The organism is Marinomonas mediterranea MMB-1 (genome assembly GCF_000192865.1).
Lineage (GTDB): Bacteria > Pseudomonadota > Gammaproteobacteria > Pseudomonadales > Marinomonadaceae > Marinomonas > Marinomonas mediterranea.
Genome location: NC_015276.1, coordinates 1042324 through 1055798 on the forward strand (window position 1 = coordinate 1042324; position 13475 = coordinate 1055798).

General features: G+C 46.4%; 8 protein-coding genes. 6 read left to right on the top strand and 2 right to left on the bottom strand.

The genetic code is table 11. The features are described 5' to 3' along the window. Nucleotides 1–55 precede the first annotated feature (55 nt). The 3 genes from MARME_RS04800 to MARME_RS04810 are packed head-to-tail and all read left to right on the top strand — an operon-like array spanning nt 56 to nt 2883. Nucleotides 56–1192 (top strand): TauD/TfdA family dioxygenase, encoded by a 1137-nt coding sequence (locus tag MARME_RS04800; protein WP_013660128.1) that lies wholly within the window; start codon nt 56–58, stop codon nt 1190–1192. Between the two features lie 12 nt (nt 1193–1204). After that, entirely contained in the window at nt 1205–2092 is an 888-nt protein-coding gene (locus tag MARME_RS04805) for an NAD(P)-dependent oxidoreductase (protein WP_013660129.1), read from the top strand. An 11-nt stretch (nt 2093–2103) separates the two neighbouring features. Continuing rightward, nucleotides 2104–2883: a sulfite exporter TauE/SafE family protein gene (locus tag MARME_RS04810; RefSeq protein ID WP_013660130.1), complete on the top strand. Its 780-nt coding sequence runs from the start codon at nt 2104–2106 to the stop codon at nt 2881–2883. A gap of 257 nt (nt 2884–3140) precedes the next feature. On the opposite strand, the gene MARME_RS04815 is transcribed toward MARME_RS04810, so the two are convergent. Together MARME_RS04815 and MARME_RS04820 are read right to left on the bottom strand one after the other, a co-directional pair. Then, nucleotides 3141–4589, bottom strand: a complete 1449-nt coding sequence (locus MARME_RS04815; protein WP_013660131.1) for a diaminobutyrate--2-oxoglutarate transaminase — start codon at nt 4587–4589, stop codon at nt 3141–3143. 58 nt (nt 4590–4647) lie between these two features. Next, nucleotides 4648–4854 (bottom strand): MbtH family protein, encoded by a 207-nt coding sequence (locus MARME_RS04820; RefSeq protein WP_013660132.1) that lies wholly within the window; start codon nt 4852–4854, stop codon nt 4648–4650. A gap of 271 nt (nt 4855–5125) precedes the next feature. Here MARME_RS04820 and MARME_RS04825 point away from each other — a divergent pair, with 271 nt between their 5' ends. From MARME_RS04825 to MARME_RS04835, 3 genes are all read left to right on the top strand, one after another. Next, nucleotides 5126–6106 (top strand): TauD/TfdA family dioxygenase, encoded by a 981-nt coding sequence (locus tag MARME_RS04825; RefSeq protein WP_013660133.1) that lies wholly within the window; start codon nt 5126–5128, stop codon nt 6104–6106. A 105-nt stretch (nt 6107–6211) separates the two neighbouring features. Next, the gene (locus MARME_RS04830) at nt 6212–8329 is read left to right on the top strand and encodes an AMP-binding protein (RefSeq protein WP_013660134.1); all 2118 of its coding nucleotides are present in this window, start codon (nt 6212–6214) and stop codon (nt 8327–8329) included. Continuing rightward, nucleotides 8329–13458 carry a non-ribosomal peptide synthetase gene (locus MARME_RS04835; RefSeq protein ID WP_013660135.1) on the top strand — a complete coding sequence of 1710 codons (5130 nt, stop codon included), beginning with the start codon at nt 8329–8331 and terminating at the stop codon, nt 13456–13458. The genes MARME_RS04830 and MARME_RS04835 overlap by 1 nt, the downstream gene beginning before the upstream one ends. Nucleotides 13459–13475 lie beyond the last annotated feature (17 nt).

The following is a 13475-nucleotide window of genomic DNA, read 5'->3' on the forward strand; positions in this document are numbered from 1 at the left end:
ACAACCTCTTTGGTAATTTTAAGGTAGTTTAATAAAAGATAATTAAAATTGCTATATGTTATATGCGGTATGTCAATTTAATAAAAATAAAAAATTGACATATGTTATTGGTGTGGAATATTATCCTCGGCACTGGACAAACATTGCGTTAAAGGATTTTGTAAAAATGCACAGACAACAACATCGCGACTCTTTAGAGCTAAGCTATCATGATATTTCTGAGTGCCATATTACTTATAGCTCAGCACAGGAACTCTTAAGTAGGTTGAGCTCTCTTAATATCAATGAAGATATTGACTTTATAAATAGTGCCGAGTGGATTGGTAATCAACTAAGAAAAAGCCTTCCTGTTCAGGCAGTAAAGAGTATTGAAGATTTTGCACAAAATAATTCAGAAGCAGCGTTAATCATCAGGGGGTTGCCTCTTGGAGGACTGATTCCTCCTACACCATATGATGGTTTTACCGAAAACAAAAATCTAGTATTAGCGAATGCCTTACATATTGGCATATACCATTTGGCTGGGTATTCTCCCATAGCCTATAAAAATGAGAATAATGGGAAACTTTTTAGACATGTTGTACCTGCTAAACAAGGGAAAGGTCAAAAGTCATCCCATGGGTCAGATCTGACCTTCGGCTTCCATGTAGATAACCCAGATTTACCTCTGTCACCCGAACCAATTGTTGATAAATCAGCTTGCCCAGAGCTTTTGTCATTGATGGCAATACGGAGTGACTTAAAAGTTAAATCCTCCATTGTCATATTAGATAATGTTCTAGCGAATCTTAATCGAGCTGTTATTCAAACACTCTGTACAGATGAGTATATGGTTGAACGCCCAGCCTCTTTTGATATAGGTCAAAGTAGCCGCTTACCAATACTCACATATGATGAAAACAACATCCCCTATTGCCGATACGATAAAGAAAATATTTCTCCACTAACGCCAAAAGCAGCTGCGGCGCTACTGATGTTAGAAGCAGAATTAGAAAAGCAGACTAACCAAATAACTACCGTATTTTGCCCTGGAGATATGCTGCTAATAAAGAATCAAAGAACGCTTCATCGAAGAGAAGCTTATCAAGCTAGAAATGATGGGTCTGATAGGTGGCTAATACGACTTTTTGGTGCGCAATCACTGGATCGTATCATCCCCGTTAATACATTTTCACACATTGGACAGGACTAAAGAGAGGCCTATATGAACAAGCTTAAAATTACATTCATTGGTTTAGGTGTAATGGGTTACCCAATGGCAGGCCATTTGGCAAAAGCAGGACATTCAATCACTGTGTATAACCGCTCTAGTGCAAAAGCTAAAAAATGGGTAGATGAGTTTTCGGGAAACATGGAAACAACGCCTGCACAAGCGGCCAAAAATGCGGACATCGTTTGCGTTTGTGTGGGCAACGATGATGATGTGCGAAGCGTAATACATGGGGAAACTGGAGTATTATCAAGCATGAAGCAAGGTAGTATTTTAGTTGATCACACGACAACGTCAGCACTCTTGGCCGAAGAGCTCTACTCAAGTTGCAAAAATAATAACGTTCACTTTGTCGACGCACCTGTATCTGGAGGTCAAGCGGGAGCCGAAAATGGTTTATTGACCATCATGTGTGGTGGCGATCAATCTCCTTTTGACAAAGCAAGTATTGCAATGAATTGCTACGCAAAGCAAATACAGCTTATGGGTGTTGCAGGGCAGGGACAACGCTGCAAGATGGTTAATCAAATTTGTATTGCTGGTGTACTGCAAGGTTTGAGTGAAGCTTTAATGCTTGCTGAAGCATCCCATCTTGATATTCCTCAAGTCGTGCAAACCTTGCAGCATGGTGCTGCGGGTTCATGGCAGATGGCCAATCGCTTAGAAACTATGGCAAAAGACGAATTTGATTTCGGCTTTGCTATTGATTGGATGCGAAAAGACCTAGGTATTTGCCTTGACGAGGCAAAGAACCACAAACTCAATTTGAAAATGACGAATGAGGTAGACCAATATTATGCAAACCTTCAAAAGCAGGGTTTGGGGCGCATGGATACCTCGGTTCTAGTCAAAGCGATTAATACCTGTAACAAAACACTTTAGGGAATAACACGATGGAATGGATAAATATTGATTTGTCATTATGGGTGATATTGGCATTAGTTGCATCTGCCTTTGCTGCGGGTTTCATTGACAGTGTTGCTGGAGGCGGCGGTTTAATCTTAGTGCCGTCTTTTATTCTAGCAGGACTACCACCACAAGTTGCCTTAGGGCAAGAAAAAATTGTGAGCACACTTGGTACCATTGCCGCAATCCGTAACTTTGTTAAAAACAAAAAAGTTATTTGGAAAGCGGTCATGGCTGGAATTCCAGCGGGGTTAGTTGGAGCCTACATCGGTGCAGAAATGATTCTTTACTTTGACCCTAATACCGTCGGTAAAATCATTTTAGCGTTAATGCCATTAGGTATTATTTTATCCTTCATACCTAAAAAACATGTGCATGAAGGAGAGCAGCATTTCTCTAGTTTCAAACTCTATATTGGTGTTCCTGCGACTGTCTTTGTCATTGGTTTTTACGATGGTTTTTTCGGACCTGGAACAGGTAGCTTCCTAATTTTAGCGTTACATTTTATTCTACGCTTTGATCTAGTTGCTGCGTCTGCAAACTCAAAACTGTTTAACTTTTCATCAAATATTGGCGCATTAGTTGCCTTTGTTTTGGCAGGGAAAATTTTGTATATATTGGCTATTCCGTTGGTGCTGGCCAACTTGGCGGGTAATCATCTGGGTAGCCATTCCACATTGAAATATGGTCCAAAGGTGGTTCGTCGAACTTTAAGTGTTTCTATGCTTCTACTAATGACGTCATTGGGGTTCAAATACGTCATTTAACTCGGGCTATATTCAACACACCTTACCGGTCAAGTGTAAGGTGTGTTGAATTGTTTGTGTTATGAAGTTCGATAATAGCTCTTACGCGGATTTAGGTGTGCGACGTCAAAGAACCGTTCGGCATTTGATTTTCAGCTAGTTAAACTCGACTTGTAAATGATGTTGTCGGTTTGCGCTAACAACTAGACCTCTCCCTTACCAAGGGGAGGTTGGGCGGGGGTCTAAACGAGCAAGTTAAGTTAGAAGCTAGAATGCCATTAGCTAATGGCTCTTGCGGCGACGAGGTGCACTGCTTCGGAGAACCGTTCAGCAATCACGTCGATTTCGTCTTCATTGATAATCAATGGTGGTAGGAAGCGTACGGTTGATCCAAAGCGACCACCCAGTTCAAGTATCAAACCGCGTTTTAGTGCTTCTTGTTGTATCGCTCTGGCTTGGTCGCCGTCGACTTGATGGTTACCTAATGAGTCTTTGTCGGAGAGGGGGTTCACAATTTCGACGCCGAGCATTAAGCCACGCCCTCGAACATCGCCGACAATTGCGCTGCTGATGTTTTGTAGGTGGGCTTTCAGTCGAGCGCCTATTTTTCCAGCGTGGTGGTGAAGGTTTTCTTCCAATAGGTGGCGCATAACAACTTGACCGCTTGCAAGTGCGAGTTGGTTGCCTCGAAACGTGCCTGCGTGTGCGCCAGGTTGCCATTGGTCTAATTCACCTTGGTAGACGATAACCGCCATGGGTAAACCGCCGCCGATGGCTTTGGACAAGACGATAATATCGGGTTCGATATTGGCATGTTGAAATGCGAAGATCTCACCTGTTCGGCCCATTCCAGCTTGTACTTCGTCGATGATCAGTAAGATATCGTGTTTTTTGGTCAGGGCTCTTAGGCCTTTTAGCCATTCATTATCAGCGGGAATCGCGCCCGCTTCGCCTTGGACTGCTTCTAGTATGATGGCAGCGGGTTTTTGTACGCCAGACTCTGGATCCGTCAACATGGTTTCTAGTTGGTTTAGGCTGGCTTTTACGCCATCCTTGCCTATGCCATAGGGGCATCGCGGTGCGTATGGGTAAGGCATAAATTGGACATCTGGCACGGTAGTGCCGAGTGCTGATTTTGGGCCTAGATTTCCCATAATCGCTAATGTGCCTTGGGTCATGCCGTGATAAGCACCAGAAAAAGCGAGAATGGTGTTTCTGCCGGTGACCGTTTTTGCCAATTTAATGGCGGCTTCGACTGCGTCGGCTCCACATGGGCTACAAAACTGAACGCGTGCGTTTTGGCTCATGTTACTTGGTAGCAATTGAAATAGAGAGTCAATGAAGCGTTCTTTGACGGGGGTTGTAATGTCAAGAGTTTGTAATGGCATTCCGCTGTTGAGGGTTTTTGTGATGGCAGCGGTAATGTCTGGATGGTTGTGTCCAAGCGCTAGGGTGCCGGCGGCGGCTAGACCGTCTATGAAAATCTGGTTTTCTGAATCCTGTAAATAAACGCCGTTACTTTTTACCAGTGTTAATGGCAGTCGGCGAGGGTAGCTTCGTGCATTGGATTCACGTTTTTTTTGACGTTCTAAATAGTGACTACTGCTAAGAGTACGCGACGGTTGATCTAGAAAATTAGAAAGACTAAGCGCGCTTTTTTTAGTGCTCGCTGTAACCTCAATAGGTCTTTTGTCTTCTGGCAATATATCACTGATCGTATGGTTCATGGTGTCTCCGGGCCCTTATTGCGATTGATTAGATCAATGTTAAGGCGCCATATTTTGATTAACTGTGTGCCATAGCATCGCGAAGGCTTTTGGGGCGCATGTCGGTCCAAGCTTCCTGTACCCAGCTTAGGCACTCTTCTTTATTGCCTTTCTTTCCTGCTTCGCGCCAGCCGTTTGGAATCTCTTTGTACTCCGGCCAGATCGAGTATTGCTCTTCGTCGTTCATCACTACGTTGAATATTGTGTTTGGGTCATCAAGGCTCATGTAGATCTCCAAATAGGCCAGTGAAATTGACGTCTGTTACAAATGGATAAATGTAAACAAATCGTAAATTTTGTCTAATTGATTTTAACTAATGGAGTGATTTATAAAATAAATATAAATAAGAATCAATATCATTCTAATTTGTGTAAAGGTTATGTATGATCCTTGACGCGATTATGTATGACCCCTGACGCGATTGAGTTGTCGTTGCATATTTTGATTCAAATACATGCGATTCAACTGAAAGTGTCGAACTGCTAAGAGGTTTTTAATGTCTGTTCAAGAAAACATCACTGAGTCCACGATATCCGTCCGTGACTTGGAAGGGCTAGGCCCACTACCGCTCGTGATTGAACCCCAAACCCCAATAGATTGGCGCCGCTGCTTTAGCGACATTAGAGCGGTAATTGACGCGCAGTTGGAGTCGGTTGGTGGCGTATTGTTAAGAGGGTTTAATGTTGAGCAGGAAAGCGATTTCCAGGACTTCGCAAAAGCGTTTGGACATGAGCTGCTTAGCTATGACTATGCTTCTACTCCTCGAAGTAAGGTTGAGGGTAAGGTGTACACCTCCACTGAATACCCAGCCCATCAGGTTATTCCGCTTCACAATGAGCAGGCTTACACGTTGAATTGGCCAATGCGTATCTGGTTTTGTTCTTTAAAGGTCGCCGAAGAAGGTGGTGAAACCCCGATTGCTGACAGTCGTCAAATTTACAATTTAATTGAACCTGATGTTCGCAACCGGTTTGAACAGCGCAAGTTGATGTATGTTCGAAATTATGGCAACGGCCTTGATTTGCCTTGGCAGAAGGCGTTTAGCACAGACAGCAAAGCGGATGTAGAACGATTTTGCCAACAAAATGAAATTGAGTTTGAGTGGAAAGGCGACGGCGAGTTACGTACACGTCAGGTTTGTCAGGCGACGGCCCGTCACCCGAGAACAGGGGAATCCGTTTGGTTTAATCAAGCGCATCTGTTCCATGTCTCTAACCTGCAAGCTCACGTCCGTGAAACACTGATTTCGATTGTGGGCGAAGACAATCTCCCGCGGAATGTGTATTACGGCGATGGCAGCGCTATTGATGAGAAAGACTTAGATCATGTTCGACGTGTTATGGACGACTGTGAGGTGAGGTTCTTATGGCAAAAGGGCGACATCATGATGCTGGATAATATGTTGGTTGCTCATGCCCGCGGCACGTTTAAAGGTGACCGCAAGGTGGTCGTCGCAATGGCCGAGCCAAATCGTTAGTGGCTTTAGCTTAATTTCATTTAGTTAATCATCTGTTTACCCGTATTTAATGTTTAAAAATGTTTAAAGCGGTTGGGTGAGTCACGCGACCGCAGGAGATTTCCCATGACTAGTCCTCTTTTGGATACCCCTCTCTATACCAGCTTAATTGATTTGCTGCGTCATCAAACTCAAATAAACGGTTCAAAAGTGTGTTTCTCGTTGTTGGCAAACGGAACCGAAGTGACCGAGTCCATTACCTATGCTGAGTTGGATGCTCGTGCTAGAGCCATTGCGGTTGAGCTAAGGACGTTGGCGAAACCTTCCGATCGAGCCATGTTGCTGATGCCAAACGGGATTGATTATATCGTTGGTTTTTGGGGGTGTGTTTATGCGGGAATCGTCGCGGTTACGGCTTACCCGCCTCAGCATAAACGCCGAGATTGGGGGCGTTTAAACAGCATTTTAGGCGATTGCGATGCTGCTCTTGTTCTAAGCAGTGTTGAGCATGAGGTGTCAGTGGCGAGTTGGCTATTGGAGTCGTCTCATCAGTGTAAGCAATTTGTCGTTGGGAAGGAGTTTGTTCCGCTGGCCGAGCAGTGGGAGATGCCTGATGTTCATAGTGAGACGTTGGCTTACTTGCAATACAGTTCGGGTTCTACTGGGTCACCAAAGGGGGTCATGCTTGGTCATGGTAACTTAATTCATAATACAGCGCTTATTGCACAAGAGTTTTCTTTAGACGATTCATCAAACTGCGTGACGTGGTTGCCGATGTACCACGATATGGGCTTTGTTGGTGGCGTGTTGAGTCCCATGGGAGTTGGTGCGTCTGTTTGGCTTTTACCTCCTCCTGTTGTACTGCAGACGCCTTTTCTTTGGTTAAAAGCCATTTCTGATTTTAAAGCGGTAACGAGCGGCGGCCCGAATTTTATCTATGAACATTGCGTGGCTCGTATCAGTGATGAACAAAAACAGGTCTTGGATTTAAGTGCGTGGCGCATTGCTGCAAACGGTGCAGAACCAATACATACTGAAACTCTGGAGCGATTTTATACGACGTTCGCTCAATGTAATCTTGCAAAAAGTACGCTTAAACCTTGCTATGGCATGGCCGAAACCTGTTTGTTTGTGACGGCTTCCGCGCACGAGGCACAATACAGAAGTGCTGCATTGGATAGCGTCGCGTTGCAGAAAGGCAGAATTGTAGCTTCGGGTTTAGGAAGGGGCAAAGAGGCTGTCGTTCATGCGCCTTCGTCTGGTCGGATTAATGATCAAATGTCGATTCGGATAGTAGACCCTGAAACAAAAAGCGCGTTGGCGGACGATCAAGTTGGTGAAATTTGGGTGCGTGGCGAGAGTGTTGCTCAAGGCTACTGGAATAAGCCAGAAGCGACAGCGAATACCTTTGATAACGAATTAGAAGGTGAAGCGGGCTATTTGCGTACAGGCGACCTTGGTTTTGTGCTGGATGGTTGGCTCTATGTCAGTGGGCGAGCCAAAGAGGTGGTGATTGTCAATGGGCGCAACCTTTACCCACAAGACATTGAGGCAACGGTTCAGAGTGTCGATAAAGACATTGCGCCACATGGTGGAGCGGTATTTGAAACACCAGGCAATCAGGTTGTCTTAGTGCAAGAGTTGACTCGTCGTGGTATGCGTCGAGACGATTTAGATCAAATCATATTGTCGATTCGTCAAGCGGTCGCAGAAGTGCACGAGATCAGCTTTGCCTCGATTGTTCTCATTAAGCCTGTTTCCTTGCCTAAGACAACGTCGGGTAAGATTCAGCGCCTGAAAACCCGAGCACTGTATTTAGATGGTGAGTTTGCTGTTGGGACGCCATCTGACTTAAGCATCAAGAGCAATGTTATTGCTTTGTGGCAGGCAAGTAGTATCTCAAAGAGTGCTGCAAACCATGCTGAACATCCTGCTCCAGCACCTCTGTTGCCCGAATGGGTTGCTGGTGACGACGCTGCGATTCGTGATTGGGTCCGTGCTTGGATTGCCATTCGTTTGGATGTTTCCGTCGATAAAATTGACCCTACTCAAAAGCTGGTAGCGACAGGACTGGATTCAGTCGATGCGATGACGTTAACCCATGAGCTATCACAAATAGTGGATTCCGTTTTATCGCCAGATCTCATTTGGCAGTATCCGACGATTAATGAGCTTGTGGCGTTTTTAGCCGCGTTTAGGTCGGAAACGTTTGAAGAAGATCTCATGCTAGAGGGGGAAATCTAATGATGGATACTTCTTCTGGTTCAATTAAGGCGTTGCTTAGAGCCTGTTGGCTTCGAGGCATTACATTGACCTTAAAAGATGGCAAGTTGTCCTTTAAAGCGGATGTGAAAGGGGCGATGGACCAAGCTTTGTTAAGCGATATTCGCCGTCATAAAGAGGATATTATTGAGGCATTGCAGAGTCAGCCTGATTACTTTGCACCGAGACCGCTTAGTTTAAATGAGCGTGCGCTTTGGTTTTTGTATCGAATGACGCCAGACAGCGCCGCGTACAACATGGCGTATGCAGTGAAGCTTTCTCGTTGTGTGACGGTGGAGGCCGTCGAGCAGGCGTTTTCCACCCTGTTAGCTCGTTACCCCATTTTGTCACAACCCTATGGTGAGCGAGATGGCGACCCTGTCCAGTGGTCAGCGCCTTTTATAAAAGCATTTGAACAAGACTATGACTCGGTTTCTACGGTGTCCGTATTGCCATTAGTAAAGGGTACAGACAAACAGATTAAGGGTTGGATTGCACGAGAGGCAGATAAGCCTCTCAAGCTTGATGAAGGTCAGGTCTGCCGCGCGGCTCTGTTGGTAAACCGTCAAGGTGCAGAAGAACATCTCTATCTAACGTTGGTAATCCATCATATTGCCGCTGACTTTATGTCGTTCGAAGTATTGCGGAGTGAGTTGCTTCAATTGCTTCGGGGTGAACGGATAGAGGTCGAGAAGGCGATGCCGGATTACCGTCAATGGAGCGCGAGACAGCGCCAAGCGGTTCGTGAGGGCGCGCGTAGTGAAGCCTTTTGGCAGGAGACTTTGCACGGTTTGCCTCAACTTTCTCTTCCTACGGATTTTCCTCATCATGCCAACGTGGGTGCAGAGGGTGAAGAGATTGCCTTTACCTTACCTGAGTCAATGACGTCTCAATTACGGCTGCAATGCCGTCATTTAGAAGTGACGCCCTACGTCTGGTGGATGGCGGCGTTTCAGTGGTTTATGGCGCGTTTGTCCGGGCAGGATGATTTTATTATCGGTACGCCAAGTTCTGGTCGGCTTACACCAGACGATGCGCGCATGGTTGGCTACTTGGTTAACCCTTTGGCGTTGCGTGTTAAGCCAAACGCGCACCAAGCATTCTCTGATTGGGTTGCTCAGGTGGAGCAGCAAACTCAACACGCTATGTCTCATCAAGCGTATCCCTTTTCTGCGTTAGTCGAAACGCTGAAGGTACAACGGGAAGCGGGTCGCTCGCCGATATTTCAGCATATGTTTACTTTGAACCATGAGCGTCCAGAAACGGGAAAACAGGCGCTTATCGAGCAAGAGTTATTGGCTGAGCAACGTGGCGCGGCGCACGAATTGAATTTGGTGGTCGTAGACAATCGCCATGACTTTATTGGCAAGTGGCGCTACAACAAAGGTTTGTATCGACGGAGTACCGTTGAAAGTATACGCGACAGCTTTGTCTATTGTGTTGAGCAATTGTTAGATGACCAGACTCAAACTTTAAACCATTTGGAGCTTGCCAGGCCAGAAACAGCGTCAATGCTATCAGGCGATGTCGTGTCTCCATTGGCTCCGACGGCATGGCGCGCGTTTGTAGAAAACGGCGAGTGTTACCCTGAGCGCACTGCGTTGCAGATGGGTGAGCTAACGCTGACTTACGCGGAATTGTCCAAAAAAGTTGAGATAACGGCCGCTTTATTGCGGGAAAACAAGGTGCAACGAAACAGCCGTGTTGGTGTGTGCTTAGATCGCAGTATCGAGCAAGTGGTTGCTATCTTCGCAATCTGGCGGTTGGGAGCAACGTATGTTGCGATGGACCCTAAATGGCCAAAAAACCGATTGGAGTACATTTGTGATGATGCCAATCTTTCCGTTCTTATTAGCGACATAGCTCAAGACGAGCTCAACTGGCTAACGGAACGTTGCAGCGCGCTCGACGTTTCTCAATTTGTGTCTTTGGTAGAGGCAGAAGCAATAGAGAAAAATGAGGGCGAGAGAAAAGAAGGAGAACTCGTCGACGCGCATGGGCCTGATGCCGATCATACGGCTTATGTTATTTATACCTCGGGTTCAACAGGGAACCCGAAAGGCGTTGAAGTTAGTCAAACAAACTTGATTCATTATGTCACGGGTGTGATGGGTCGCCTGCAATTGCCAGAAGACGCCAGTTTAGCAACGCTTGCTAGTAATGGTGCTGATTTAGGCTATACCGCATTATTTGGTGCTTTGCTCAGTGGTCGTACATTGCGACTGTTACCTGAAGAGCTCGCGTTCGACGCTGAGGCGTTAGCAGATGAGCTTGCCGTTCGTCCTATTGATTGTCTTAAGATTGTCCCTTCTCATCTAAATGGTATTTTGCTTGCTACACCTCGTACTGAGTGGCTGCCCCGCCTAGCCTTGGTGACAGGGGGCGAAGCGATTTCTATGGCGTTGTTACGTAACGTGTTTGAACGTCAGCCCGCTTTATCCGTGTTTAACCATTATGGCCCAACTGAGACAACGGTCGGAGTCATAGCGAAAAAGCTGGATTTATACGATGACGAAATTGCCTTGGGTAAACCAATGGCGAATGTACAAACACGTGTTGTGGATGTTGCGGGGCGCGTTGTGCCGCAGGGCTTTGCAGGTGAGCTGGAGGTCGCAGGAGCGACCGTTGCAAAGGGATACCTTGGTCAACCTAATTTAACCGCCGAACGCTTTTATCAAGACTGCTTTTCTCAAGACGACAAGCAAGGCGACAGCCCGCGTTGGTACCGAACGGGTGACCGTGTTAAGCAAGTTGGAGAGCAGCTTTACTTTATTGGTCGCAACGATTTCCAGATCAAGGTACGTGGTTATCGAGTGGAACCGGGGGAGGTTGAATCTTGGTTAAAACAACATGTCGCCGATGCCGTCGTCTTAAACTGCCCTGATGAAAGACAGAATAACCGCTTGGTTGCGTATCTTGTGGTTGCTTATTCTGCGGAAGAGCAGCCAGAAGGCGATTTACTTGAGGGTCTAAAAACGCACATGTTGGAAGCGTTGCCTGATTACATGGTGCCAGCGGTATGGATTCCATTGGCGGCCTTGCCCCTATTAGGTAACGGAAAGCTGGATAGAAATGCCTTACAAAACCCTGATGTCTATCTGCAAGAGAAGGCGGCGAACAGTGCAACTGCGTTTTCCGAAAGTGACGCCTTGAGTGAGCCGGAGGCTGTCTTGTTGGGTATTTGGCAAGCGCTCTTAGGCAAACCAAAACTGGGCGTTCACGATAATTTCTTTGCGAATGGTGGCGATTCAATTTTAGGGTTACAAATCATCGCTAAAGCGAAACAAGCCGATATCGTCTTGACGCCTAAGGCCATTTTTGAGCACCAAACGGTGGCTGAATTAGTCAAAGTGGCAGAGCGAGTGAATGCACCTAAAAAGCAAGAAAACACGCTTGAGAACGCCTTGCTAGACATTGCTAAAGAGGTATTAGGTAAGCCCGATTTAAAAGCAAGCGATAACTTCTTCGCGGTTGGTGGTGATTCCATTCTGAGCTTGCAAATTATATCGAAAGCCAAAGTGGCGGGAATTGCACTCACGCCGAAACAAGTTTTTGAACATCAGACGATGGCGGAGCTCGCCTCTGCCGTGGCGTCAGGTCACCCGAAAAATGACGTTGGAAGCGAGGCTTATGAGGCTGGAAGTGAGTCTGATGACATTAAGAGTGCTCCTTCGCATTGTATAGCAGAAGAGTTAGATGCCTTTGAACTTACGCCGATCCAATCTTGGTTCTTTGAGCAACAAGAGGCATCCGACATAGGTAATTTAGGGCACTGGAATCAGTCGTTGCTTCTTAATAGCGACGTTGAATTAGCCGTGTCTGACCTGCGTAAAGCCGCCTTGGCTTTAGTCGAACATCATCCTAGTTTACGTTTATCATTCGCACAAAGAGATGGTGTTTGGAAACAGAAGTACCAACCAATAGAAGCGGATTGGGGAAACCAATTAGTCGTTGAATACTGCAGCGATGAGGTTACTCGAGATACCCTAAACGACACGCTTTTGACGCACCTTCAGAGTGACTTTCGTTTAGATCGTGCACCGCTTATTAAGTTTGTCTGGTTGACTGAGTCCAAGCAGCTATTGTGTGCTGCACATCATTTGATAGTCGATGCGGTCAGTTGGCATGTTCTGCTTCAGGATCTATATGCCTATTATCTTGCTTTTCAAAATGGCGAAGAGGTTGCCTCGTCAGCACCGTCTTCGGCCGCACGTTTTGATGAGTGGCAAACCTATTTAGCGCATCGTGCTGAGGCGTTGGATATCGATGCAGCGCGTGCTTATTGGTCTGCTCAAGTGGACGCTGACGTACCGCAGACAAGCGCGTCAGATACCTACGAAAACAGTACGCAAGTGCAAATATGTTTGCCAGTGGCGTTAACGGAAACGCTGTTAGGTGAGGCGAACCGAGCTTATAACACTCGCGTTCAAGAGCTGCTTATCACTGCTTTAGCCAAGGTTCTAGGCCAATGGCAACAATTACCTGACATCACGATTGAGTTAGAAGGACATGGTCGAGAAGCGGGAGACAGCCGTTTGGATGTCTCCCGCAGTATTGGCTGGTTTACTTCTCGCTTTCCTCAGAAATTATCCGCCGTTTCTGATTGGGCCACGGCTTTGATTTATAACAAAGAGCAACTGCGCCGACTGCCCGAAAAAGGGATGGAATATGGTTTGCTACGATATTTATCTTCTGTACAAGAAGATCAAGGCCCGTCGCAGAGCTTTCTACCGCATCGTTTTGTGTCGTTCAACTATCTTGGTCAACGGGGAATTGAGTCCAGAGAAAGTGGCGATTTAAACGTCACGCCTCTTCGATTAGCGACCCCAGTGTGCCCGGGGATGAAGGCCGCTAACGCACAGCGACCTCATGTGTTGGATATTAACGCGATGGTGTTGTCTGGAGTCTTGCATATGGAATGGACTTACCCTGCTCGGGACGAGCGCTTCGCCTGTATCCCTACTATCGCTGCTCAATACGTGACGCAGCTGACCTCCCTGATTGAGCATTGTTGTGACCCAAATTATGGCCGTGCGACTGCTGTGGACTTTCCCGATGCTGAACTGACAGACAGTGAGTTCATTGATTTGCTTGCTGAATTAGAGGCCTGAGCGCAGGTGTGCTTAAG

Bases quoted from the DNA above. Each gene is read 5' to 3' on its own strand.
- MARME_RS04800 (WP_013660128.1), top strand. From the start codon at position 56: ATGTTATATGCGGTATGTCAATTTAATAAAAATAAAAAATTGACATAT.
- MARME_RS04805 (WP_013660129.1), top strand. From the start codon at position 1,205: ATGAACAAGCTTAAAATTACATTCATTGGTTTAGGTGTAATGGGTTAC.
- MARME_RS04810 (WP_013660130.1), top strand. From the start codon at position 2,104: ATGGAATGGATAAATATTGATTTGTCATTATGGGTGATATTGGCATTA.
- MARME_RS04815 (WP_013660131.1), bottom strand. From the start codon at position 4,589: ATGAACCATACGATCAGTGATATATTGCCAGAAGACAAAAGACCTATT.
- MARME_RS04820 (WP_013660132.1), bottom strand. From the start codon at position 4,854: ATGAGCCTTGATGACCCAAACACAATATTCAACGTAGTGATGAACGAC.
- MARME_RS04825 (WP_013660133.1), top strand. From the start codon at position 5,126: ATGTCTGTTCAAGAAAACATCACTGAGTCCACGATATCCGTCCGTGAC.
- MARME_RS04830 (WP_013660134.1), top strand. From the start codon at position 6,212: ATGACTAGTCCTCTTTTGGATACCCCTCTCTATACCAGCTTAATTGAT.
- MARME_RS04835 (WP_013660135.1), top strand. From the start codon at position 8,329: ATGATGGATACTTCTTCTGGTTCAATTAAGGCGTTGCTTAGAGCCTGT.